This window comes from Streptomyces sp. LN549 (assembly GCF_043203805.1).
GTDB lineage: Bacteria > Actinomycetota > Actinomycetes > Streptomycetales > Streptomycetaceae > Streptomyces.
Genome location: NZ_JAZHRI010000002.1, coordinates 3,710,541 through 3,734,471, shown reverse-complemented (window position 1 = coordinate 3,734,471; position 23,931 = coordinate 3,710,541). Strand labels below are relative to the sequence as shown.

Below are 23,931 nucleotides of genomic sequence, written 5' to 3'. Positions count from 1 at the left end.
GTGGACCCTGGAACGCGTCTTCCCGCCCATGAGACCCGAGCAGGCAAGCCGGCGGTTCCAACGCGTCCGGGGAGGGACGGGGAGAGTCGCAGTGACCACGGCCGAGCCGACACGGGCGAAGCGCAGCACGGCTTCCGCAGACTCCACGAGGAGTCCGGAAGGTACAGGCGATCCGGAGGAGCCGCGTCGTTTCACCGACCGGTTCGACGGCCTCAAGCAGCGATGTCTGAGCCACCCCGTGCTGCTGACGACCGCCGTGGCGGCGGCCGTCCACATCCTCTGGTTCCTCTTCTTCGCCAACAGCGGCGGTGACATCGCGGCTCAGGACGCCTGGGCCGAGTTCGTCGGCCGGCACCCCGGGACGGCGTACAACCTGGCCTGGTACGGGGGCATGCACCCCGTCTCGTACAGCGTCGTCTCGCCGTATCTGATGTCGCTGCTCGGCGTACGCACGACGATGATGATCGTCGGGACGGTCTCGGCGGGTCTGACCTCGCTGATCCTGTACCGGGTGAAGGCGGTGCGCAATCCGCTGGCCTGCTCGATGGCGGGTGTCTTCGCGTATCTGTGCAATGCGCTGTCGGGCCGGGTGACGTTCGGGCTCGGCATGATGTTCGCGGTCGGCGCGGCCGCAGCGGTGTTCTGCTGGCCCCACCGCTGGCGGTACAAGCGCTGGGCGAAGGCGGCCGTCGCCGCACCGCTCGCCGCGCTCGCGACGGCGGGCAGTCCGGTGGCCGGGCTCTTCCTCGGAGTGATCGCGGCCGCCCTGTTCCTGAACGGGCGGCGCCCCGGCGCGTACGCCCTGGGGCTGGCGCCGGTCGCGGTGGTGGCGCTGTCCGCGTGGCTGTTCCCGTTCTCCGGTACGCAGCCGATGTCGATCGCGACGCTTTCGCTGCCGTTCCTCTTCGCAGGTCTCGTCTTCTTCCTGGTGCCGGGCGACTGGAGGACGGTGCGCACCGCGGCCGCCGTCTACGGCATCGGGACGCTGCTGACGTATGTGATCGACTCGCAGATCGGCTCGAACGTCTCGCGGATGGCGATGCTGTTCGCCGGGGTGGTGCTGCTTGCCGCGCTGCCGTACACCGTGCCGCGTTCCCGTAAGTGGTACGCACTGGTCATCGCGTTCGCCGGGCTGAACTTCTGGATCGGCTTCAAGGGTGTCGACGACATCGTCAAGACCGCGCCCACCGCGTCGTGGGCGCGCGCGTTGGCGCCGCTGGTCGACCAGCTGCAGCAGATCGGTGCCGATCGGGGCCGGGTCGAGGTGGTCCCCCCGAGCAGCCACCGGGAGGCGGCCGCGATGCTGCCGTACGTCAATCTGGCCCGCGGCTGGAACCGGCAGGCCGACATGGAGCGCAACCCGCTCTTCTACGACGACACCCTGAACCCCGTGAACTACCGTCAGTGGCTCGACCGCTGGGCCGTGCACTACGTGGTGCTGCCCACGGGCGACCCGGACTCCAGCGGCGCCGTCCAGGAGGCCGAGCTGGTCGACAAGGGGCAGCCGTACCTCAAGGCGATCTGGTCCGACGAGAACTGGCGGCTCTTCGCGGTCGACAGCCCCGTGCCGATGGCGGATCCGCCGGCGACGGTGGACGAGGCCAGTGCCGGGGAGCTGACGATCCATGTGAAGAAGGCGGGCCGGGTGCTGATCCGTATCCCGTACTCGCGCTGGCTCGCGGTCGTCGACGAGGACGGCAACAGCCTGGAGCGGCCGCAGGAGACCGAGGCGTCCAAGCAGCGTGCGGACAAGGACACCCCGAAGTCCTTCGTGAACACGAACGGCTGCCTGATCAAGTTGGAGGAGGACGAGCAGGGCGTCGAGTGGACGGAACTGCTCGCCCCCCGACCCGGTGTGTACCGGCTCGGTGCTCCCTACCAGTTGTCGCCCGGGACACCGTGCCCGGACGAACTGCGCTGACACCCGCCGCCGGTCCCCGCGCAGCGGTACGGGGACCGGCCGGGCCAATTCCGTACGAGCTCTCCCCGCGGGGACGCGGCACTGGCATGGTGTGCTGGCATGAGGTGTCAACAGTGCGGCGGCGAACGGCGTGGGGCACTGCCCGGGATGAGCTGTCCCGACTGCGACGCCGTGACGCGTGCGGGCAGCGGGGACGGGGCGTGGATCGCCCGGGAGACGCTCGCGGGCCGGCTGTCCACCCTTCCCGGGAGCCGTAAGGCCTGGCTGGCGGCGGGCGTGGTGGTGCTGACCGGCTCCCTCGTCACGGCGGTGTCGCTCATCGCGTCGGCGGGGGGCGAGACCCGTGTCGGGGCGGTCGGCCGTGCGGGCACGGGCGGCGCCGGCGACCGGGCGGGCGGTGCTCCCACCCGGATCAGCCCATCGGACGTCGGACCGGTCACCACCGACCCCGCGTCCTCACCGGCCGCGACACCGTCGGAGTCCGGCGGTCGCCCGCCGTCCGCGCCTCCTCCTGCGTCCCCGTCGGAGCAGCCCGGCCACCGCTACACGGCGTGGGCGGGCCCGGGCTGCTCGACGGGGGAGTACCGCGAGCACGGGCGCTTCGAGAACGGTGACGCGGGCTGGTACACGGTCGCCTCGGGCGGCTTCCACGGCGGCTCGTGCGACGGCCGGTTCAGCGCCGTCCCGATGTCCGGCAGCCCGGACGAGGACCGTGGCAACACCGCCACCTGGTCCTGGCACCTGGGGCCCGGTTTCCGCGAGTGCGCGCTGACCGTCTTCGTCCCGCGCTCGGACCGGGACCGGGACGTCGCCGGGAACCCCACCGTCTACCGGGTGCTCTCCGACCCCGGAGACGCGGACTCCGCGTACACGGGCTTCGCCGTACGCCAGACCGTGCACCGGGGCAGCGCGGTCGACGTGAACAGCTACCCGGTCAAGGGCGACACCTTCGCGGTCCAGCTGATCGACCGGGGCCGGGACTGGGGCAGTACGCAGCTGGTGGGCGCGCATCATGCGGCGGCGCAACTGAAGGTCGCCTGCCGCTGAGGCGGCGTCTGCCGGGTGGGGGGATACTTCCTCTCCCGGCGGATACTTCCTCTCCCGGGCGGACACGCGCGTCCCGAACTCCGGGTGGACGTGTGCGGACGGGCGCGTGCGGATACGAGACAAGGCAGGTGCGCCCATGCCGGCACCCTCGGGCTTCAGCTACGAGTCCCGCAACGACGGCACTGTTCTCATCACTCATCGCGACCGGAAGGCCACGACGCTGCGAGGTGACCGGGCGGCGAAGTTCGTGGCCGAGGTGGAGGCCGGGGACGCGCAGGCGGTGATGGCCCGCTGGACGGGCGCGTACAAGTTCGGCAATGAGCGTACGGCTCGCAACCACCCCAGGAATCAGGGTCGTTGACCGGCGCGGAGTGGTTCGGTGCCGCGGCCGGCCGTGGCACACCCGCCGCGGCCGTGGCGGCGTCGGTACACCGTGACCTGGCGGCCGCGTGCGGTGGTCGCGGAACAGCGCACGAAGTGTGCCTTCAGGGCGCGCTGTTTGGCCCGGTCGCGATCCGTGGAGGCGGCCGGGGCCCCCGCGTCACTGACGACGACGATCCGGCGTACGGCCCCCATCGCGGCGGCTATCTGTTCCGGGCTGCCCTCCACGCCGCTCAGGGTGCCGGACTCCAGCGGGCCCCGGACCAGGGCCAGGTCCTTGGTCCCGGTGAAAGCGGCGGGGGAGACGAGGGCGGTGTCACGGCGCGCCGCGGGGATGTACAGCACCGCGTCACCCGTCTCGCGGACGGCGGCGACGCTGTCGGCCGTGGCCAGCACGTCGTCGATCCGGCTGTTCGCGCTGCGCAGTGACAACTGGAGGGGGAGCAGCCCGAGAAAGGCGAGAGCCGTGACCGCGACGATCGTCCGGCGAGGAGGAGTGCGCAGCCGCGACGCGAGTGCGTGGCAGGCTCCGCCGATGAGCAGGGCGAGCCCGATGTGGTTGAACAGGACGTAGCGGGTGAGGTAGACGGGACGGGCCAGGGAGGCCGCGAGCAGCACGAGCGGGGGAAACACGAGCAGGGGCAGGGCGACCGCGGTGAGCGGGAGTCGCGTGCCGCGGGGCATGCGGCGGCCTTCTCCCGACCGTATCGCCCATGTGCAGAGGGCGCCTGCGGCCAACGTGAGCAGGAGTACGGACAGCGTTCCCGGGCTGACGGGCCGGATCCAGGCCACCTGCTGCGACTGCGTCCCGCTCGCCACCACGAGGGGGAGCGTGCCGATCACGGCGCAGGACGAGGCGACGCCCCAGCGCACCACGGTGGCGCGCGGTGGGCGGGCCAGGGTGATCGTCGCCGCGTGGGCGCACAGCATCAGGAGCGAGAACCAGTTGAGCAGTGCCGCGACCAGCACGGTCACGCCGTAAGCCGCCCAGCGCCCCGTGCCCGGGCTGTCCACCGCGGTGACCAGTAGCAGGCAGGCCAGGGCCGAACACGCCGTCACCAGGGCGTAGGGGCGCCCCTCCTGTGCGAACTGCTGGACCGCGGGGATCAGGGCGAAGGCCAGTCCGCCGGCGAGGCCCGCGCAGCGGCCGGCCAGTCGGGAACCCAGGAGGGTGATCAGAGCGGCGGCGCCGGCCATGGCCAGCGCGGACGGCAGCCGCAGGGCGACGAGACTGTCTCCGGCGAGGGCGAAGACCCCGTGCATGAACAGGTAGTAGAGGCCGTGCACGACGTCGATCCGGTCCAGCAGGTGCAGTGTCTCGGGGACGCTCCTGTGGGCCGCCTCCCACGTCGCCGCTTCGTCGCGCCACATGCTGTTGTCGCGGGTGATGCCCCACAGGCCGAGAAGGAGAGTGAGGGCCGCCGGCCCGGCTGCGACTGATCCCGCCCTCTGTTTTGTTCGGGGCATGACAGATCCAGGCATGGCGAACCTCTGCTCGGCGCGAAGGGGACCACCGGAATGCCGGGCAGTCGCCGGACGATCCCGATCACCTGAAACACGCTAGGTGGCAGCCTCGTCGAGGTCGTCACCTGAGATGGCGACCCCTGAGGTCCGCCGCAGGGACTACGGCGGAGGGCCCTTCGCCCGGCGGACGTAGTCCTCCCGGCCCTGAGCGCGTTCTGCAAGTCCCGCCTGCCATGCGCGCTCGCTGCGTCGCCCGGCCGGAAGCCCCTGGTAGCGCCTCCCTCACGCCTGAAGAGCGGCGGAAGGGCCGGTACTCAGCGATTCCTGCTGAGTACCGGCCCTTCCGGTCCTGCCTGGGTTCCTACGGCGTCAGCGTCTGGCCGAGGTGGGCCGCTACCGGGGTGCCGAGGTTGGAGCGGCCGTAGTAGACGGCGCTCTTGGGGGAGACGCCCGCGCTGCCGCTGTCCAGCTGCAGGAAGACGCCGTCGCCGGCGTTCTCGCCGTCCGCGCCGATCGCCAGGTCCGCACGGCCGTAACCGGACAGGTCCTGGAGGAGGGCTGCGGATCCGAGACGGTCGCCGGATTCGGTGTCGCCCGAGATGTCGGCCGTGTCCTGGCTGTACGCGATCGAGCCGGTGCCGGAGATACCGGCGGAGGTGCCCTTGAAGAGGATCACCGTACCGGCGTCGACCTGGCTCACACCGCCGCGGGCGATGTCCTCGTTCGGGGCGCCGGCCAGAACGTCCGCGTAACCGTCGAGGTTGTAGTCGCCGACGGCGACGGAGGTGCCGAGGTCGTCGCCCGCCTCACCGGTGCCCGGCACATCGGCGGAGTCCTGCCCGAGAGTGACCGTGCCGGTCGGGGCGAGGCCGGTCGTGGTGCCCTTGATCAGAGTGACCGTGCCGCCCTTGGCGGTCGTGCCCGACTCGGTCGTGCCCGGCTGGCCGACGACCAGGTCGTCGATGCCGTCGCCGGTGACGTCACCGGCGGCGAGGGAGCGGCCGCCCTTCGCCGTGAGGATCCCCACGCGCTGCAGGCCGGTGGGTGAGCCCTTCAGCCACAGAATCCGGGAAACGCTGCTCGGGTCACGGAAGTTGACGACGGCATCCGCGTAGCCGTCCAGGTTGAAGTCACCGGTGGCGACGGCCGCGTAGGAGACGGCCGCGGTGTAGGCGGAGGTGTTCAGATACCCCGACGTGGCGGCGCCGGACTGGGAGTCGTACGACCACCAGCGGCCGGGCGTGCCGGGCGCGACCGAGAAGACGTCGGCCTTGCCGTCCGCGTTGAAGTCACCGGTGGCGACGGAGGTGCCGAGCTTCTCACCGGCGGCGCGGGTCGCGGTGGCGGTCCCGTACGACGTGCCGGTGGTGAGCGAGGGACCGTACATCACGGAGACGAAGCCCGAGTCGGCGTGGCCGCTGGTGTCGTCCTCTCCGGGCGCGCCGATGACCAGGTCGCCGTATCCGTCGCCGTTGACATCGCCGTAGGCGTTGGACGTGCCGAAGAGGTCACCGGACTCGCTGCTGCCGGGGACGCCGGTGCTGTTCTGGTCGATGATCGTCCCGGCGGTGGCGACCGGGCCGCTGTCACCGCCCGGGACGACCGTGATCGAACCGGCGCTGCTGCTCGTCTTCGGGGTGCCGGCGACCAGGTCGGTCACGCCGTCACCGTTGAAGTCCGAGCGGGTGAGGGCATGCGAGACGCCGGGCGCGGCAGCGAGGGTGCGGATCAGCGGCAGCTTGCTGTACAGCGCATCGCCGGGGCAGAGCGTGGTGTTGGTGTCGCGGTGGCCGAAGACCCGGGGCAGCGTGATCGAGGTGCCCTCGGCGACCTTGTTGCCGTCCTGGCCGAGCGGTGAACCGGACACCAGGGTCACGCTGGAGGTCGGGCTGATGCCGTACATGCCGAACTTCCACGCGATGATCCGGGAGATGGCCTCCAGGCCGGCCCGGGTCGGGTTCAGCGTCATCGTGTTACCGATGTACGAGATACCGACCGTGTTGGTGTTGAAGCCGACGTCGTGGGCGCCGACCACCGGGAGGTCCATGCCGCCGCTGCGGCCCTCGAAGATCTGGCCACAGCGGTCGACGACGAAGTTGTAGCCGATGTCGTAGTAGCCGCGAGCGAAGTGCTCCTGCTGGATGGTGCGCATGCGGGCCTTCGACTGGCTGCACGGGACACCGTTGTCCTGGTCCACACCGGTGTGGTGGACGACGGCGGCCTTGATCTCCTGGCCGTACCCGGGTGTGCCGTCGTAGTCGGTGGAGGCACCCCACTCGGCCTGCGTGATGACCGGCGGCTTGACGACGGTCGAGGGCAGGGGGGCCGGGACGGTCGGAGACGGGGAGGCCGTGACCGTCTCGCTCGGCGTGGTGCTGGGCGTGGTGCTGGGCTCCGCGGTGTCGGTCGGAGAGGCCGAGCCCGTCGGGGACGCGGTGTCCGTAGGTGTCGCCGTGGTGGTGACAGTGTCCGTCGGCGTCGGCGTCGGAGTGACGTCCTCCGTGTACGCGACGGGCTTCGTGGTGCTCGTCGGGTCGGTGCCCGGGTCGAGGAGCTTCACGTCCATGCCGGACGGGAGGGCGGAGGCGGAGCCGTCGGTGGCGACCACCCGCACCTCGACGCCGTCCGCGGGCCCGGTCCACACCGAGGCGGTGCCGCCGCGGGTGGCCGCGTCCGCGGCCTCCTTGCCGTCGGCGGAGAAGGGATCGTCCGGCAGGGCCTGCCAGCCCGACCACTTGCCGGTCTCGGCCTCCTGTGATCGGATCTGGGCGGTCCCCTTGAGCTTGGCCTCCGGGTCCGACCAGGTCAGCAGGACCGCGCTGAACTGCGCGGTGTCCTGCTTCGGCAGCCCCTTGCGGCCGGTACCCTGCCCGGCGAGCTTGACCGTACGCACGGCCGCGGCCCGCCCCTTGTGGCCGTCCGCCGGTCCGCTGCCGGCCGGCTCGGCGACCGCGTAGGCCGTCGCCCCCGCCCCGCCCAGGACGACGGCGCCGACGGTCAGCCACGCCCGTCTCTTCAGGCTCAGCGGTTTGTACGCGTGCTTTGTGCGCGGGCTCAATGCCCCACCCCATTGTTTCCGTTCGCGGTCACGTGAGCACCACAAATTCAATTGACGGTCTGAAGTACCCAGCGTCCGCGAGGCCCGGAGTGTCACACCTGAGGCCGGGTCCGACGCTGTCCGGGAGGCGATCCATCGCTTCGACGAAGGCGGCACCCTCCCTGGAGCAAAGGACAGGGCGGGCCCGGCCACGTACGCCTAACTCGGCCCAGAATCCGTGTAGTTCACGGTCAAGATCAGATCGGCGCTGATGAGGCGCCCGGTTACGCACTCCTGCCGATCAGTCGGGGAATCGGAGGGCGTGCACTCCGGTTCCTCACCGATCAGTCTTGGAAGGAGCTGCATGGAACTCGCGGGTTGGGTGGCAGTCGCCATGGGTGCGGTCGCGGGAGGGGTCACTTTCCTGGGGTTCCTCATCGACCAGATCCAGGCGCTGTCCAAAAAAGGTGATTCCGGCTATTCGCTCTGTTCGTGCCGTACGCGACGAGATCAAGCGGGGGTAGCAAGTGATCACCGGCCGCGCCTCACACTCCCGGCCGTGCGGCGCGGTCATCATGCCGTCTGCGGTCCCGGCGCCTGCTTCCGGTCGGCGACAGCGACCACTGCGGCGGAGTCCTGCTCGTCCTCGGGCTCAGTGAGTTCGCGGCACACGGTCTTCGGGCGACCCGGGGCGCGGTCGGGGCAGTGGTGCCGGCCGTTGCCTGTGGGTGGTGTCCGGATTCGGCAGCATGTGGGTGTCGATGAAGTGGAGGGTCTCGGCCCTGCGTTCGTCGGCGGGCCACCCGGAAGCCCACCGGCGCAGGCGCTCGGCCAGCTCTCTCGCCTCCGTCCCGGTGAGCCGGCCACTGAGTGCCATGGCATGGCAGCGCGCGACGATGGTGACCAGCGGGCGGAAGACGGCGGCGCTCATGGCGAACGGCAGGGCGATCCAGCGCTGGATGCAGTCGTCCGCCCAAGCGGCCCCCACCCCGGTGCGGAATCCGATCGCGAGCTGGCACATGAGGACGTCGAGTATGCCGTTCGGATTGCTCGCCGCCCCGCGCAGTTCGGCGTGGTCGAGACAGAGCTCGACGGCGCGGAACCAGTCGCAGGTGCTCTGCCAGGACGTGATGTGGGGGCCCACCAGCGGAGCGGCCGCGGCCATACGCGGGACGACATCCTCGTGATCGGGGTTGGCGTTGACCCAGGAGAGCAGCGCCTTGAGGATCTTGGGACTCATGAGCCTCTTGCGCAGCACCCACTTGCTCATGAACAGGAAGTCCGGCGTCGGCATCCGCGCGTCGAGCCATGCCTCGACGAATCCGGTCACCTGAGCGGGCATTTCTTCGCTCGGGAGCTGCCTGAGCAGCGCCTCCAGTACGAACTCGGACCCCGTCATGGCGGCGTGGTGGCCGGTGCCGAGCCAGGTGAGGGCGGCAGCGACTGTTCTCCCGGCCTCACCGGGGGTGAGTTCGGCGCGGTCGAGCAGCGGATCGAGGACGAACTTCGCCTCCAATGCCGCGGCGTGGCTGTCGGCGTCGAGCCAGGCGAGGGCCGTGGTGATGGCTCGGCACGCTTCATCGTGAGTGAGATCGCCGCGCGAGAGAAGTGAGTTCAGGACGAACTGGGCGTCGAGGTGGGTGCCGCGATCATCCGTACCGAACCAGGCGAACGTCGCCGTGATGGCCTGCCGTACCTGGTGTGGCGTGAGGACGGTGTGTTCGAGGAGCGGATCGAGGACGTAGCCGGCCTGGGCCGTGGTGATGTGGTCGTCGGTGTCGAGCCAGGCGAGCGCGGTGGTGACGGCCTGACGCGCGTCGTCAGGGGTGAGGTCGGGGCGGTCGAGCAGGGTGTTGAGGACGTACTGGGCGTCGATGTTCGCCTTGTGGTTGTCCGTGTCGAGCCAGGTGAGCGCGGCGGCGATGGCTCTGCGCGCGTTGTCAGGGGTGAGATCGGTGCGGTCGAGCAGCGGGCTGAGTACGAACTGGGCGTCCTGCTGGGCGATGCGGTCGTCGGCGCCGAGCCAGGCGAGCGCGGTGGTGATGGCTTGGCGGGCGTCGCCCGCGCTGAGAAGGTCCCGGGACAGCAGCGGCCGGAGCACGAACTTGGCCTGGTCCGTGTGCCCGTGGAACCTCAGCCACCCCAGTGCGGTGCGGCCCAGGCGCCGGGCACTGTCGTCCGGTAGATGCCGCAGTCCTCGGTAGAGGAGGTGGCGGGCGTTGACATCGGTGCCGAAGGCGGCGAGCCAGGGGCCGACGATCTGTTCCCAACAGCGGACCGCGGCGGCGGACCAGGGCGAATCCGAGCAGACGGCGCCCAGGGCGTAGCTGCCGACGTTGGAGTCGTACCGCATGATGCGGCCGATGGTGTCGGCATGGTCGACGAACCAGTCGTTGAGTACGGCGGTCACGGGGCTCGCGCGGTCGACCAGCGCCATGTCGTTGACGAGGCGGGTGACGTTGACCGCGAAGCGCCCGACGGTGCGGGGGCTGGTCAGGCAGCCGGCGAGCATGGCGTACGAGCCGGCCGCATCCGGGGCGGCGTCCCGCTCAGGCAGGAGAACGGACTCCATGAACTGGTCGGCCACGATGTCGTGGGCGACGGAGAGCATGCCTTCGCTGTCGGACTCCAGCCAGCCCAGCGACACGAGGGTCGTCACCACGGCCTCGGCGTCCGGTACGTCGGTCACCGCCGCCCCGTTGGCCGCGGCCTCGGTGAGGGCCGCCTGGGCGGCGGCCATGACGGGGGCGTGGGTCTGGGGACAGGCCGCGGCGGCCGCCGCGGCGGCCACCAGGACGTAGGAGGCGCGGGCCGGCGCGTACGTGCTCGTACGTCCGGGCACGGTCAGCTCGTCCTCGCGGAGCCGGCTGACCAGCCAGACAGGCAGCTCGCCGCCCTCTCGCAGGCCTGCCGTCTCGGGCAGGGACAGCCGCGCCTCGATCCGGTGCTCCATCTCCCGAGCGACCAGCAGGGCCACGATCGGGCGGCGCCCACAGATCGCCAACATGCGGTCCATGCCCAGGCGGCGGATGGCCGTCGGTGCCAGAGTCGTCAGGGCGTTGGTCGCCACCAGTTGCTGGAACTCGTCGTCCTGCCGCAGTTCCACCTCCTCGAACAGCTCATGCAGCAGGGGACTGTTGGACTTCTTCAGCTTCAGCCAGCCCGGACGCACGGAGGCGAGCAGCGCCACGTGAACATGGCGGCGGCGGGCCTCGGGCAGCAACTGGCGCCGCAGGGCCGTCAGATCGAGCTGTGCCTCGTTCAGGTAGTCGACGACCACCAGGACGGGGGTCGGCTCCGCGAACACTTCCTGAGCGATTCGCGTGGTCACCGACTCCTCCTCGCCGGGCACCACGTGCAGGACCCGCCAGCACGCCTCCAGGGCGAGCCGGCCCACTTCCAGGCAGGTCCGGGTCTTGCCGGTGCCCGCAGCGCCCACCAGGAGCACGCCTGTGTCCCGCGCGTTGACCAACCGCACGAACAGCTTCTCGGGCTCGGCCGGATGGTCGCTGCCCGGCGAGACGAAGGCCAGCCGGTCCGGCGTGAGGTTCTTCTTGAAGTCCGGTAAGCCGTCGATGAGTTCGTGCTGGGAGATGACCGGGCGCAGTGGTCCCTGTTCGGCATCCTGCGGCAGATGGACCGGTACCGTCCAGGACGGTACGCCGTTGCGGGCGAGCACGGCGCAGAACTCCGGGTCGGCCAGCGCTGCGGCGATCGGCTCGGCCTCCGCGCTGTTGGTGCCCGCCGCGGGCAGGCGCTGCGCCTGTACCGCGATCAGCGTCCCGCTGTCCTCGGCGAACAGGGCGGCGCCGGACATGCCGAGCCAGGGGTCCGGCATGCCTCGCGCCGGTTCGCGGGGCGGGGTGGTGGTGAACGTGAGGTCCAGCATCCCCGACTTCATGTTCGAGCCGAGCTGCACGAATCCGGTGACCTGTTTGCTTTCACGTCGCCGTAACCCCTCCACGCCCGTCGACTCGGGCCGCAAGGCGAAGGAGGGGAACCCGACCGAGGCGAACGGGACGCTGCCCGCGCCCTCCGGCAGACGCCCGAAGACGACGGCTGGAACCCTGTCCGGCACGGACTCGTCGAGGTGCAGCAGCGCAAGATCCCGCGTCGGGCTCCGCCACAGCCGCGTAGCGGGGTACTGGTCGTCACGTCCCCCGAGGAGGACGGTGCAGACGACGTCCTCCGCCTCGTCGCCGAGGATGTGGTCCGCCGTGAGGACGAGCCGGGACGCGATGCGGTAACCGGACCCGTACTCGGCCTTGTCGCTGCGTCTGACCAGGACCTCGGCCACCCGGCCTGTGTCGACGGGACTCATTCAGCGATCAGTTCGTCGCCAGCAGGTCCGAAACGTCGTCACTGGTCCGGACCAGTTCGCCCGTGTCCGTCTCGGCTGTCAGGCTGATCTTGACCGTGTGGGTCTGCGCGGACTTCGCAGTGCCCTTGCCGCCGAGCGACACCACCCAGAACCGCACCCCGGCGTTGGCCTCGGCGGACTTCTCCACGGCTACCTGGAGCTCAAGATCAATGGAGTCGATACGGAACTTGACGTCCTGGTCGTGCGCTGCGAGGCGCGCGCGGTTGATCTCCGACCGCAGGGATGCGAGCAGGTCGGCGAGTTCGATGTCCATGTGGCCCCCCGAGATGAACCAGCGGAAGGCAAAGTGTTGCAGAGAGCCGGTGTTGTGTCCCCCGCTTGCGCGATCCGGTCCGACCGGCTCGCTGTGGCGGAGGCCACCGGGAATCCGGCCGGGGCGAGCGGCATAGGGGTGTGACCGAGGTACGCGCCACAGGGGCAAAGGGATGATCCTGAGGCCCTGATGCGCTCGGAATCACCTGCGACGGTGAGTGGCAGGGGCGCGTTCGGCGACGTGCCGGGCGACCGCGTCGACGCCGGGGCGGGCGTACCGCTCCAGGGAGCGGACGGAGGCGTGGGGGGAGCGGGCCGGCAGCATCGGGGTGGATGTGCCGTCCTCGGCGTCGTGTGTCAGGGCGCGGTGGCGGAGCCTGTGGGGTGTCCGGCTTCCTGCGACGAGAAGCGGAGCCGATCCGGCTGGCTGATGGCACCAGGCTCCCTTTCCCCTCGCGGGCTGAGTAGTGCGCCGAGGCCGCCGCGGGCGCGACGTCGGGGCGAGCGTCAGCCTTCGACGGCCGGGTGCGCGCGGCGAGCTCCGTTCAGTACGGAGTCGAGCAGGCCGGGGAACAGCGTGTCCAGGTCGTCACGGCGAATCCGTACCAGCCGGGATCGGCCCTTGACGGTTGTCCAGGTGACTCCCGCCTCGCGCAGCACCCGGTAGTGGTGGGACAGCGTCGTCTGGTGAACGTCCAGGTCGCCGCCGATGGCGTTGCAGCTCTCCTCACCGGTCACGGCGAGCCGCTGGATGATCTCCAGTCGCACCGGATCGGCCAGCGCACGCAGCACCTCCACCATCCGGATCGCCTCGGTCGCAGGCTGGGACACCTCGCGCATCGCTTCCCTCCGTCCGTGCCAGGACCGCAGCCTATCCATTCATTGATTCATGGACAAGCGTCCATGTATTGCTTAAAGTGCCGATCACCTACCTACGCGGCACTCCGGAAAGGCGGAACGATCCCTTGTTGAAACGACTCCTTCCCCTGGCCCTGGCGACGTTCGCCGTCGGCACCGACGGCTACGTCATCGCCGGCTTGCTCCCCTCCATCGCTGCCGACCTGGCAGTGTCCACCCCGGCGGCCGGTCAACTGGTGACGGTCTTCGCCTTGACGCTGGCGTTGTCGGCGCCGGTCATGGGGGCCCTCACCAGTGGCCTGGATCGGCGGTCGGCGTTGCTGGTCGCACTGGGCGTGTTCGTGATCGGCAACGCTGTCACCGCCTTAGGCACCAGTTACGAGGTGGTGATGGCCGCCCGGATCGTTACCGCCGTGGGAGCGGGCATCATCACTTCCGCTGCCTCCAGCACTGCGGCGGCCATCGCTCCGCCGGAACGCCGTGGCCGGGCCCTGGCCTTCGTGTTGGGCGGCCTGACCCTGGCGACCGCGCTGGGGCTGCCGCTCGGCACGCTGATCGGCCGCACCGACTGGCACATCACCCTGTGGGCCGTCGCCGGGATCGGCCTGCTGGCGATCGTCGGCATCGCCGTCGGCCTCCCCAGGGTGACGCTCCCCGCCGCCTCGCTGCCCGACCGCCTGCGTCCGCTCAAGCAGGGCCGTGTACTGGCACTGCTGGCGGTCACCTCCCTCGCCTTCCTCGGTGCCTACACCCTCTACACCTACATCGTCCCGGCGCTGCGGGACGCCACCGGCGGCAACGAGGCGCTACTGACCCTGATCCTGCTGGCCTGGGGTGTAGGCACCCTGGCCGGGAACATCACCGCCGGACGCCTGGTCGACCGTCACGACTCCGCCCGGGTCCTCACCGGCGCCCTCGCCCTCGCGGCTCTCGCCCTGGCACTGACCCCGCTGGCGACACGCGCCCTCGCGCCCACCCTGGTCTGGGCGGCGGTCTGGGGCGTGAGTGCCGGAGTCGTCGTCGTCCCGCAGCAGCACCGGCTCATCGCCCTCGGTCCCGCCGCCGCGCCGGTCCTGCTCGGTCTCAATTCCTCCGCGCTCTACATCGGCGTCGCCCTCGGCGGCGGTCTCGGCGGGCTGGCACAGGAGTGGTTCGGGCTTGCCCCGGCCGGACTTGGGCCAGTTGCTGCCGGCGTCACCGCCCTCACCCTCCTCTGGCACCTGGGGACCACGCGTCGCCCCGTCGCGCCCGCCCCCGTGACGCCGGCGCCGACCTCGGCCGGCCCGGAGAAGTCCAAGGCGTGACTGGTCCCACCACCTCATGGTGCCCTCGGGGCGACCCCGCTCCGTGGGCACACCGTTCTGCACGGGCAGCCTCAGACACGGGGCGGGGCGGGTGACCGACTCGTCCCGTTCAGATGACTCCGAGGAGTCCGTTGCCGCCGAGGAGGCTGCCGTACTGCTGCGGGAAGCCGACGGCCGCGGCGGTGATCATGATGCTGCCCTTGCTGGTGGGCCGGCCGGTGCCGCCCGGGAGGACCCAGACGGCGCCGGTGGCGTTGTTCTCCTCTGCGGCGCTGATGAAGAGTTCCGGTTTGCCGTTCTTGTTGGTGTCGCCGACGGCCACGGTGGTACCGAATGAGTCGTCGGTCTCGTCTGCTCCGGGGATGCCGGCGGAGTTCTGGGTGAAGGCGTAGGCGCCGCCGCCCAGGGCCCCGGTGCGGCGGCCGGGGATGACCGTCACCTGCCCGGCGTTCTGCTGGAGCGTGTCCTCCCGCGGCGAGCCGACCACGATGTCCGCCAGCCCGTCACCGTTCAGGTCGGCCACCGCGAGGGCGCCGCCGAAGTTGTCCCACTTCTCGCTCGCGCCAGGAACACCGGAGGTGTTCTGGGTCAGCTGCACCGGCTTCACGTCCCGCGCGATGCCGTGCGCCGAGCCGTACCAGAGGAGCACCCGCCCCCCGAGCGCACCGTTGGCCCCGGCGCTGTCCGGCTCGTCCGGGTCTCCGACCACGAGATCGGCGTATCCGTCGCCGTTGACGTCCCCGGTGGCCGCGATCAGGCCGTTGCCCGTCTGCTGAGCGCCGCCGTAGGCAGGGTCGACGTACACCTCGCCGCCGCTCAGACCGCTCATCCGGACGGTGACGGCCACCTCGTCCGGGAAGCCGTCATGGCCGAAGTCGCCCAGCGCGACGCTTCCCACGGAAGCGGTGTCCCGGTTCTCCACGGCCTGGTGGTAGGTGCCGCTGCGGCTGAAGGGCCCCGTGAAGCGCATCGTCCCCTCGTACCCGCCGACGAGCACCTCGGTCTTCGTACCGGAGCCGGTGCTGACCGCTGCGACGTCGAGACCGTAGTACCTGCCGACTGTGGTCGCCGGCAGGTACGTGCCGGCTGTCAGCCCCTTCGTGCCGCCCCACAGGACCGTCACCGTGCCGGCGTCCTCGCCCTGGGTGGTGTCCTCGTACGGCGTGGAGACCACCAGGTCCGCATAGCCGTCCCGGTTCAGGTCCGCCGTCGCGGTGGCGGAACCGAAGCCGTCGTTCGTCTCGGCCGCACCCGGCACCCCCGTGGTGTTCTGCGTGATGGTCGCCCGCCGGGACGCCGACAGCCCCGACTTCGATCCGTAGAGCACGACCACGGCACCGGCTCCCTGCTTGCCGGCCACGTCCGCCCCAGGCGCGGGCAGCACGGCGTCGCGGTATCCGTCACCGTTGAAGTCGCCCGGCACCGCCCCGTGCACGGCCGCCGCGGGCGTGGCCGACAGCAGCGGAGCGCCCATGACGACGGCGACCAGAAGCGCTCCCGTTCTCCAACCCGCGCGCAGGCCCTGTCTGTTCACCATGATCCGGATCCCCCTCCCCCGCGGCGCACCTGGCGTGCGCCGCAGTCAGGGCATCGTACGAGGAGCCACGAAGTGCCGCCCCCCGGTTGATCCCCGCCGGTGCCGAAGTCACCCGCGGAACCCGGACCGCGTGGCCCGGTGCGCCCACGGGTGCACGCCCGCGGTGATCGTCGAAGAGGTCGGCAAGCACCGCTCCACCCGGGCCCTGCATGACGGCTGCTCGACAGACGCGCGCACGCCATGTGTGCCATAGATGTGCCGCAAGCGCAGGAGCCCTCCCCGCCCACTGGGTGGAAGGGCTCCTGACCTGGTACTTCTCCGTGACCCCGGCAGGATTCGAAGGTCGAGCTGCTTCTCTTCTCCGACTCGCCCGCTGGGGGCGGCTCGTCCTGGTTGGTTCAGCGAAGGCGTCGTGAGCCGGTGTGTGGTGTGGCTGCGTCTTCGGTCGTGTCCTGGGCTTCGCGGAGGCCCGGGACGGTGGTTTTCGCGCCGTCGTACCAGCTGCCGTAGAGGTTGGCGAAGTAGTGCGCTGACATGCCGTGGAGCAGAATGCTGAGGCCGATGGTGACCGCGATGACCTGTCCCAGGAGTTCGATTCCGGGTACATGGTCCTCGACGATGAGCAGCCCGAAGACCACGGAGGCCAGGCCGCGGGGGCCGAACCAGCCGACGTAGGCGAGCGTGGGCGGCCGCATACCGGTGCCGAGCAGTGCGAGGGCCACCGGAAGCATGCGTACGACCGTCAGGCTGAGCACGGCGTAGAGGATGATGCGCCAGTTCAGGTGCTCCAGTACGGGGCCGAGCAGGACCGCTCCGAAGACCAGGAAGCTCAGGGTTCCCAGCAGACCGCCCACGTACTCGGCCAGGTCGGCCGGCCGCTCATTGGCAGGTGCCTCGGCAGCCGGCTTGCCCGCGCGCAGTGCCGCGCCGAATGCGAACCCGCCCATCCAGGTGGCGATGAAACCGCTGCCGTCGACGCCGGTGGCCACGCTGTACGCGCAGAAGGCCACGGCCAGGACGACTACCTGCCGCCATTCACCGGTCACCCAGTTCCGGGCCCGCGCGTGGGTCAGCAGCCACCCTCCGGACCAGCCGAAGGCCAGGCCCACCGCGGTACTGAGGACCACTGCCCGCCAGAACACACCGTCCGCGCCTTCCTCGGAGGCGAGCGTGCCCGGGATCGCGGCGAGGAACATGAGGAAGAACGGCAGCGCCAGGCCGTCGTTGAGGCCGCTTTCGACGTTGAGCCCCTGGCGCACGAGGGCCGGGACCCGGGGACTGGAACTGGCGGTCTTGCCGAGCGCCGCGTCGGTGGGGGCGAGGACGGCGCCCAGCAACGCGAACTCCCACAACGTCAGGCTTGGAAACAGGGGCCAGGCCAGCAGCGCTCCGGCTGCGATGCTCAACGGCAGGCCGATGACCAGGAGTCGCAGGGGAAGGAATCCGCTCGCGCGCAGGGCCCGCTGTCGTACCGTCATCGCGTCGGTGAACAGCAAGAGCGCCAGGGCGGCCTCGATCAGCGTCATCACGGGGCCCGTGTCGTGCCCCAGGTCGAGAACGTCCAGCCCGACCGGACCGATGGCCACACCGAAGGCCGTGAACACCATGGGAGCCGACACCGGTGTCGAGCTCAGGCGGCGCGAGAACAGCGCGTAGCCGGCGGTAACGGCCGCTACCGCGGCCCCGGTCCAGGCGCTGCCACCACTCATGACGTCCCACTCCTCCTGGTGTCGCAACGCACGAAGCCGTGACTTGGGGGGATGAAGGGCACAGCAGGGGCTCGCCTCCATGAACTTGCCCCTGCTCGGGGGCGGCCTCCGGTGACAGACCGACGCACGCGGCGCACCCTCTTCTGGCCACCGTGACGACGGGAGAGCCAGTGTGGCGCGGGGCCGGATCAGGAGTACGGCACCGACACGCGTTCAGTGCCAGATCGGCAGCCCTCCGGCCTCAGGCCGGGGCAGGTGGCGATGCAGGCGGGCGGAGTGAACCGTCGCCCCGCACGGTGCCACCACCGCTCGGCCAGAAGGCCGTATCAGCCACCGGCCCGGACCCGTGTGGAACCTGGACGGGGAGGGGCAGCCTTGGGCTTGGGGTGCCCCCGAGTGGGTGCGGATGGGGATGTTCCGAGTGGCGCGCAGCATGAGCAAATGGGCGACTTCGAGAAGATTCCTGAGTCGGTGACGACACCCGATGTGGTGGAGGCGAGGATCGGCGCGCTGTGCTTCGCCGACGGGATCCCGGACGAGGCCGGGGGTGGGCGCCGAGCTCGGTGAGACCGGCGACTCCGTGCCGGACGATGCTGATTCGTGGGGACGGATTGGGGAAAGAGATTCCCGGTCCGCTCACGCGCGGCTCACACACCGCTCACGCAAACGGCCTCGGACGAGAAGTCCGAGGCCGAGTAGGGCCCCTCCCTGGGGGAGAAACCCCAGGTCAGAGTGGCAACGCGTTGTGCCCCCGGCAGGATTCGAACCTGCGACACCCGCTTTAGGAGAGCGGTGCTCTATCCCCTGAGCTACGAAGGCGGGGATCTGTCGGAAAACGTGTCTGAGGTCTGCCGAGGAAGGCGGACGCTCAGGCTTGCTCAGCGACAGGTCGTGGTGGCGGCCCGTGAGGGCTCAGCCACCGCGGTCAGTGTAGCGGGTGGTGCCTGATCCGAGGGCGGGGAGATACGCGTACCGGATCAGGCTGCGAGCGTGTGGATGATCTTGGTTCCTCGGCGATTCCTTCAGACGGCTTCGGCGGCCAGCGCGGCGGCGCGTTCGGGATCCCCGCCGGCGCGGACGAGCAGGGCGTCCGCGTTCCACGTCAGCTCGCCGTGTCCGCCGGTGCTGAGCGACAGCGTCAGGTTCGCCTCGAAGTGCGACGCGTACAGGGCGCCGTCCGTAGTGGGCAGCAGGGCGTGGACCGCTTCAAGCAGTGCCCACGCCGCGGCGTCGCGCCGCTCCCGGGCGGCCGGGTCGCAGGCCTGGAGCGCTTCCCGGACACCGGGATCCGCCGGGTCGTACGTGCGCAGCGACGGCAGCAGCCGCGGATCGCCCAGGACCGCTGCCGCGTTGAACGTCTGAACGTATGCGGTCGGCTCTTCGAGCAGTGCGGCGAGGAGCGGGACGGCACGCGGATCCCGGCGCACGGCCAGACCGCGTACGGCCTCCTCGCGCGTCTCGGGATCCTCGTCGTCGACGCGATGCCACAGGGCCGACCTGATGTCCGGTCCGTCCACCCCGGCCAGTTGCCCCAGTGCGAAGGTGGCCCGCTCGCGCACATACGCCTCGCGGTCGCGGGTCAGGGGGATCAAGGCCGCCAGTGCGGGGTCGTCGGGCTGCCCGGACATGGCGGCGGGCAGCTCGGCCGCCGCCTCGGCGCGGAGATCGGGATCCTTCTGACCTGCCTGAGCGATGAGGGCAGCGATCTCGTCCGCGGTCATGCCCTCATCCTCGGGGTCCGTACCCGGATCAAGGCGCGGGTGTCAGCGACGCGGCCTCCCAGCCGAACCCGTCCGGGTCGGTGAAAGCGCCGGTGCCGCCCACGAGCGCGAGCCGGTGCGAGCCGGTGCCGTCGACAGGCACGCCGACGTCCTTGGCGAGAGCGCGGCGACCGTACAGGGCCAGCTTGACGGGGCTGCCCTGGGTGTCGAACTCGACGTACTTACTGCCGAAGCTCTTGGCCACGGTGAGGCCGCGCTCGACGTAGAAGCGCTTGCTTGCGGTCACGCTCGCAGTGCCCAGCAGGAGCACCATCTGGTCGATCTGCCCGGTGGCCGGGGCGGTGTCCTTCTTCGCCGACGTGGCGATCTTCCAGATCGTTCCGTCGGGAGCCCGGACGACGCCTCCGTAGCCCCAGAACGACTTGGAAGCAGGTTTCAGCGACGTGGCACCGGCGTCGAGGGCGGCGTCGACGAAGCCGCGGACGTCGGCCGGCTGGGACATCGTGAGCGACAGCGAGAACCCGCGGAATCCGGTGGTGGGTGCATCCGAGGAGCGCAGGCCCACCCGGGTGTCCAGGCCGAGGGCGGTGTAGAAGCGGTGGGCGGCCGCGGTGTCGGCCACTTCGAGGGTGAGGGCTTCGATGGAGGTCATGTGCTTCACGTTATTTGGGGGCCTGCCGCGGGTGCTTCTTGATTCCTGACCGGTTCGGCCGATGGGCAGCCGGGCAGGGGGTGGCCGGTCCGGCGCTTCTTCGACGGTCAGCCGGTGACCGTGAAGCGGGCGAGGTCAGAGTCCGTTCGCTACGTGCCTTGAGCTGCCGGGCGGTCCGGTGCGGCCGGTGCGACCCGGCCAGCGGGAGTGAGATCGCGATGGTCGAGGGGACCGCGCCGACGGTGATGGGTACGGCGGCGCAGACCGTGCCCACCGCGTACTCCTCGATCTCGCGTGCGGGCTCGCCCCTGCGGACACCTGGGCCTGTGCCCCGGTGCGCGTCTTACGACTACTGGTCACCCCGGGGACTTTCGTATTTCGTCCTGGATCGGGCCACTGAGGGAAGTTGGCGTGTACCCGGGTCCCGGGGCTTCGGGTGTGACCTTCGTGCTGTGATGTGAGTCACGGATCCGTGCGGGACTGTGCGGACAGGACGGGACGTGAACTACTCGGTGCATGCGCGCATTCGCGCATGCACGCCACGAGGGGAGCCTCGGCGGCGTGGCCGATGGGGATTGCCGTCAGTGTGTTGCGTCATACGGGCGTGCCGCCCGACGCCGTGCTCAGGAAGGTTGTTCGTGCCGCATTCCGATCCGACCCCAGCCGTACCTCCCTCAGTCGAAGCGGTAACCCGTGTGCATGCCGCGCTGGCCGGTCCCGGCGGTCCGTTCGCTGTCGTGCGGGAGGAGGACGGGCCGCAGGCGGGCTCGCTCGTGTACGCCGACGGGCCCAGGACGCTCCGTGAGTTCGTGGAGACCACCTGGGCGTTCGGGGACCAGCCGTTCCTGATCGCGGGGGAGCGCAGCTGTTCGTACGGTGAGTTCTTCGCCGCCGCGTCCGCTCTGGCGTGCCGGCTGAGCGAGAGGTACGGGCTCCGCCCGGGCGACCGGGCGGTGGTCGCGATGCGCAACCGTCCGGAGTGGCAGATCGCGTTCTGGGCCGCCCAGCTGGCCGGACTGGTCGCCGTGCCGCTGGACGCGGGGTGGACGGAGGACGAGTTCACCCACGCGCTCGACGACTGCGGGCCACGGGTGCTGCTGGTCGACGGAGAGCGGCTGCCGCTGGTTGCGGAATGGGCCGGGAAGGCCGGGGCGCGCGTGATCGTCTTCGGCGGCGAAGACCACCGCCCCGCTCGCGAGACCCGCGCCGGGGGGCCTGCCGAGGAGGCCGGCCGGTACGCGGAGGGCGTCGAGCGGTGCGAGGACCTGCCGGCGCCCGATCCGTTCGCCGCGCCGCCCGAGGTCGAGATCCGGCCCGAGGACGACGCGACGATCTTCTACACCTCGGGCGCCGGCGGCAGGCCCAAGGGTGCCGTCGCCACCCAGCTCGCCCAGGCGGGTGCCGCGCGCAACCCGCGCTTCCACGCGGCCGCCTCCGCGCTCGGCCGGGGAGTCATCCCGGGACAGGGTCCCGTGCCCGTCACGCTGCTGACGTTCCCGTTCTTCCACGTAGCGGCCTTCGCGGGCGTCTGCGCCGCGATGTCGGCGGGTGGCGCCGTCGTCCTGATGCGCGAGTGGGACGCGGACGAGGCACTGCGGCTGATCGGGGAGCACCGCGTCACGCAGTACTCCGGGGTACCGGCAAGCGCCCTCCAGCTGCTTGCCGCGGCCGCCCGGACGGGGGACGGGCTGGAGAGCCTCCAGGCGCTCGACACCGGTGGGGTCGCGGCACCACGGGACCTGGTGGCGCAGTTGACCGCCCGCTGCGGGGAGCGGATCGAGCCGCGCAGCGGTTACGGGCTGACCGAGACCGGCGGCGCCGTCCTGGCGAACCTCGGTGCCGAGTGCCGGCTCCGCCCGGGCGGTGTGGGGCGGCCGACGCCGAGTACCGAGGTGCGGATCGCCGGCCCGGCGGGCGAGGCGCTGCCCGACGGGGAGGCCGGCGAGCTGTGGCTTCGTGGTCAGGCGCTGGTCCGGGGTTACTGGCGGGACGAGGAGGCCACGGCGCAGGCGTTCACCGGCGGCTGGTTCCGTACCGGAGACCTGGCGGTGGTCCGGGAGGGCCGGGTCGATGTCGTCGGCAGCGGTGCCGGCGGCACGACCGGGGCGCGCGTGGTCAGAGGCGAGTGATGCGTACGCGGTAGTAGCCCTTGGAGTCCTTGTCGACCACCGAGATGCGGACCCCGTTGGCCCGGTCGGTGAACGTCTGACCGGGCTGGAACGCGGCGTCGGAGAGTTCGGCGTGCACGTTGGGCAGCCGGGTGCAGCCGCTGCTGTCCTTGGTGCTGTCCGTGACGGACACGGGACCCTGGCCGGTGTCGACGTCCGAGCTCACCCTGTAGATCAGCACGCCCGGCCGGCACACCTCCTGGTCGTTCCCGGCCTGGGTCCGTACTTCCACCGCATAGCCGGATTCCGCGGTCAGCGGCACGAACGCCAGCTTCGTGCCGCCGTGGGTGGCCAGCGGTTCCAGGACGTGGTCGCTGGTGCCGGGCTGGGAGGCGCAGCTGATCTGGCTGTTGTCCAGCCAGCCGAGCTTCCATTTGTGCCAGCCCAGCAGGTCGTTGTTGGCGCCCCAGTCCTCCGACATGATGTCCCAGTGTCCGACCGAGCCCCCGCCCTCCATCGTGTAGAGGTCGGGCAGGCCGAAGACATGGCCGTTCTCGTGCGGCAGGACGCGGTAGCCGGTCTGGGGGTACGAGCCCGAGCCGTCGTCCTGGCGGCTGTAGACGAAGGACGTGTTGGAGAGCGGCACGCCGTCCGCGTACGGGGCGTCGTCGTTGCCCGAGAAGGTCACGGACAGCACGGTGTCCAGGGCCGAGGGCCCGGCGTTCGGGCTGACCAGGATGTTGACCAGGTCGTATGCGGTGAAGTCCACCTTCGGGTCGGCGGCGGTGACGATGTCCTGGACGAGGTGGCGGTAGCCCGGTTCGTACGGTGATCCGCGCTCGATCCCGTACTCCGAGAACGGCAGCGGCATCCGCAGCCAGGTCTTCACCGGCGCTTCGGGCACATAGGTGAGCCGCCCGTAGGAACTCCTGCGGAACCAGTCCGTGGTCTGGGGGAAGAATTCGGCGAGCCGGTCCACGGCCGGTTCCTTCCCCGGCGCGTCGGGGAAGTCGATCATCAGGTTCAGTGCGTGCACCTGGCCGGTGGAACGGGCGTAGCCCGGCTGCGTGGGCATGCCCTCCGACATCTGCACCCCCATGGTCGCCGATATCCGGCACGGGCCGAGACCGGCCGCCCGGGCGGTGGTCATCGGCCCGGCGGAGGCTCGGCTGGGCAGGGGGAGGGTGCTGCTGGCCGAGGCCAGTGCCGCGATGACCAGGGCCGTTGCCGCGCCGAGGGCTACCGGGTGACGGTGCTTGCGTATCCGGTGGCGGGGCTGCTGCATAGAGGCGCCTTCGGGTCCGCGGCAGTCGGCCGACCCCGACTGCGCTCTGTCGATCAGCCTTAGCCGGGCGCTGCGGCGCCGCGCGTTGGGTGCGCCGATCGGTGGGTTTTTCCCCACCCCAAAGAGTGTGGCGCAGGTCACAATGGAGCCGGAAATAACCGGGGACCATTTCCCCGTTTGCATCGGTGTCCCTGCGAAACGGGGAGGCGGTCCCCGGTTAACCGGATGGGTCGCCGGAGTTACGAACGCAGGAACGGCACAAGCTCGAGCGGGG

17 protein-coding genes and 1 tRNA gene are annotated in these 23,931 nt (G+C 70.8%); 6 read left to right on the top strand and 12 right to left on the bottom strand.

Features of this window, described 5'->3' with window-relative positions:
• Positions 1–91 precede the first annotated feature (91 nt).
• From SH922_RS16720 to SH922_RS16710, 3 genes are all read left to right on the top strand, one after another.
• Entirely contained in the window at positions 92–1,921 is a 1,830-nt protein-coding gene (locus tag SH922_RS16720; protein ID WP_393058756.1) for an MFS transporter, read from the top strand.
• A 147-nt stretch (positions 1,922–2,068) separates the two neighbouring features.
• The gene (locus tag SH922_RS16715; RefSeq protein WP_393058755.1) at positions 2,069–2,968 is read left to right on the top strand and encodes an adhesin; all 900 of its coding nucleotides are present in this window, start codon (positions 2,069–2,071) and stop codon (positions 2,966–2,968) included.
• Positions 2,969–3,104: 136 nt separating this feature from the next.
• The gene (locus SH922_RS16710) at positions 3,105–3,329 is read left to right on the top strand and encodes a hypothetical protein (protein ID WP_393058754.1); all 225 of its coding nucleotides are present in this window, start codon (positions 3,105–3,107) and stop codon (positions 3,327–3,329) included.
• Here SH922_RS16710 and SH922_RS16705 read toward each other — a convergent pair.
• The 6 genes from SH922_RS16705 to SH922_RS16680 form a co-directional block, all read right to left on the bottom strand.
• On the bottom strand, positions 3,317–4,816 hold the full coding sequence (locus tag SH922_RS16705) for a glycosyltransferase family 39 protein (RefSeq protein ID WP_393058753.1): 1,500 nt from the start codon (positions 4,814–4,816) through the stop codon (positions 3,317–3,319). The two genes, SH922_RS16710 and SH922_RS16705, sit on opposite strands and share 13 nt — an antisense overlap.
• A 358-nt stretch (positions 4,817–5,174) precedes the next feature.
• Positions 5,175–7,871, bottom strand: a complete 2,697-nt coding sequence (locus SH922_RS16700; RefSeq protein ID WP_393058752.1) for an FG-GAP-like repeat-containing protein — start codon at positions 7,869–7,871, stop codon at positions 5,175–5,177.
• Positions 7,872–8,502: 631 nt separating this feature from the next.
• Entirely contained in the window at positions 8,503–12,171 is a 3,669-nt protein-coding gene (locus SH922_RS16695; RefSeq protein ID WP_393058751.1) for a trypsin-like peptidase domain-containing protein, read from the bottom strand.
• 7 nt (positions 12,172–12,178) lie between these two features.
• Positions 12,179–12,484, bottom strand: coding sequence for a trypco2 family protein (locus SH922_RS16690; RefSeq protein WP_393058750.1), 306 nt, complete (start codon positions 12,482–12,484; stop codon positions 12,179–12,181).
• 201 nt (positions 12,485–12,685) lie between these two features.
• Positions 12,686–12,808, bottom strand: a complete 123-nt coding sequence (locus tag SH922_RS16685; protein ID WP_393058749.1) for a PmrA — start codon at positions 12,806–12,808, stop codon at positions 12,686–12,688.
• Positions 12,809–12,990: 182 nt separating this feature from the next.
• A complete protein-coding gene (locus SH922_RS16680) occupies positions 12,991–13,323 on the bottom strand; it encodes an ArsR/SmtB family transcription factor (protein WP_393058748.1) in 333 nt (110 codons plus the stop codon).
• A 128-nt stretch (positions 13,324–13,451) separates the two neighbouring features.
• Here SH922_RS16680 and SH922_RS16675 point away from each other — a divergent pair, with 128 nt between their 5' ends.
• Positions 13,452–14,645 (top strand): MFS transporter, encoded by a 1,194-nt coding sequence (locus tag SH922_RS16675; RefSeq protein WP_393058747.1) that lies wholly within the window; start codon positions 13,452–13,454, stop codon positions 14,643–14,645.
• 109 nt (positions 14,646–14,754) lie between these two features.
• Here SH922_RS16675 and SH922_RS16670 read toward each other — a convergent pair whose 3' ends face one another.
• Both SH922_RS16670 and SH922_RS16665 read right to left on the bottom strand, forming a co-directional pair.
• The gene (locus tag SH922_RS16670) at positions 14,755–16,182 is read right to left on the bottom strand and encodes an FG-GAP repeat protein (protein ID WP_393058746.1); all 1,428 of its coding nucleotides are present in this window, start codon (positions 16,180–16,182) and stop codon (positions 14,755–14,757) included.
• Positions 16,183–16,580: 398 nt separating this feature from the next.
• Positions 16,581–17,891: a cation:proton antiporter gene (locus tag SH922_RS16665; RefSeq protein WP_393058745.1), complete on the bottom strand. Its 1,311-nt coding sequence runs from the start codon at positions 17,889–17,891 to the stop codon at positions 16,581–16,583.
• A 441-nt stretch (positions 17,892–18,332) separates the two neighbouring features.
• On the opposite strand from SH922_RS16665, the gene SH922_RS16660 reads away from it, so the two are divergent.
• Positions 18,333–18,458, top strand: a complete 126-nt coding sequence (locus SH922_RS16660) for a hypothetical protein (protein ID WP_393058744.1) — start codon at positions 18,333–18,335, stop codon at positions 18,456–18,458.
• A 179-nt stretch (positions 18,459–18,637) separates the two neighbouring features.
• On the opposite strand, the gene SH922_RS16655 is transcribed toward SH922_RS16660, so the two are convergent.
• The 3 genes from SH922_RS16655 to SH922_RS16645 all read right to left on the bottom strand — a co-directional run bounded on the left by SH922_RS16655 (position 18,638) and on the right by SH922_RS16645 (position 20,264).
• Positions 18,638–18,710, bottom strand: a tRNA-Arg gene (locus SH922_RS16655).
• 203 nt (positions 18,711–18,913) lie between these two features.
• On the bottom strand, positions 18,914–19,612 hold the full coding sequence (locus tag SH922_RS16650) for a HEAT repeat domain-containing protein (RefSeq protein WP_393058743.1): 699 nt from the start codon (positions 19,610–19,612) through the stop codon (positions 18,914–18,916).
• A 28-nt stretch (positions 19,613–19,640) separates the two neighbouring features.
• Positions 19,641–20,264 carry a glyoxalase gene (locus SH922_RS16645; protein ID WP_393058742.1) on the bottom strand — a complete coding sequence of 208 codons (624 nt, stop codon included), beginning with the start codon at positions 20,262–20,264 and terminating at the stop codon, positions 19,641–19,643.
• A gap of 737 nt (positions 20,265–21,001) precedes the next feature.
• On the opposite strand from SH922_RS16645, the gene SH922_RS16640 reads away from it, so the two are divergent.
• A complete protein-coding gene (locus SH922_RS16640; RefSeq protein ID WP_393058741.1) occupies positions 21,002–22,393 on the top strand; it encodes a class I adenylate-forming enzyme family protein in 1,392 nt (463 codons plus the stop codon).
• Here the strand turns inward: SH922_RS16640 and SH922_RS16635 are convergent.
• Entirely contained in the window at positions 22,380–23,657 is a 1,278-nt protein-coding gene (locus SH922_RS16635; RefSeq protein WP_393058740.1) for a M6 family metalloprotease domain-containing protein, read from the bottom strand. The two genes, SH922_RS16640 and SH922_RS16635, sit on opposite strands and share 14 nt — an antisense overlap.
• Positions 23,658–23,931 lie beyond the last annotated feature (274 nt).

Coding starts and splice junctions, on each gene's coding strand:
- SH922_RS16670 (WP_393058746.1), bottom strand. CDS start 16,182: ATGGTGAACAGACAGGGCCTGCGCGCGGGTTGGAGAACGGGAGCGCTT.
- SH922_RS16660 (WP_393058744.1), top strand. CDS start 18,333: ATGGGCGACTTCGAGAAGATTCCTGAGTCGGTGACGACACCCGATGTG.
- SH922_RS16690 (WP_393058750.1), bottom strand. CDS start 12,484: ATGGACATCGAACTCGCCGACCTGCTCGCATCCCTGCGGTCGGAGATC.
- SH922_RS16685 (WP_393058749.1), bottom strand. CDS start 12,808: ATGCTGCCGGCCCGCTCCCCCCACGCCTCCGTCCGCTCCCTGGAGCGG.
- SH922_RS16705 (WP_393058753.1), bottom strand. CDS start 4,816: ATGCCCCGAACAAAACAGAGGGCGGGATCAGTCGCAGCCGGGCCGGCG.
- SH922_RS16635 (WP_393058740.1), bottom strand. CDS start 23,657: ATGCAGCAGCCCCGCCACCGGATACGCAAGCACCGTCACCCGGTAGCC.
- SH922_RS16645 (WP_393058742.1), bottom strand. CDS start 20,264: ATGACCTCCATCGAAGCCCTCACCCTCGAAGTGGCCGACACCGCGGCC.
- SH922_RS16710 (WP_393058754.1), top strand. CDS start 3,105: ATGCCGGCACCCTCGGGCTTCAGCTACGAGTCCCGCAACGACGGCACT.
- SH922_RS16650 (WP_393058743.1), bottom strand. CDS start 19,612: ATGACCGCGGACGAGATCGCTGCCCTCATCGCTCAGGCAGGTCAGAAG.
- SH922_RS16695 (WP_393058751.1), bottom strand. CDS start 12,171: ATGAGTCCCGTCGACACAGGCCGGGTGGCCGAGGTCCTGGTCAGACGC.
- SH922_RS16665 (WP_393058745.1), bottom strand. CDS start 17,891: ATGAGTGGTGGCAGCGCCTGGACCGGGGCCGCGGTAGCGGCCGTTACC.
- SH922_RS16680 (WP_393058748.1), bottom strand. CDS start 13,323: ATGCGCGAGGTGTCCCAGCCTGCGACCGAGGCGATCCGGATGGTGGAG.
- SH922_RS16715 (WP_393058755.1), top strand. CDS start 2,069: ATGAGCTGTCCCGACTGCGACGCCGTGACGCGTGCGGGCAGCGGGGAC.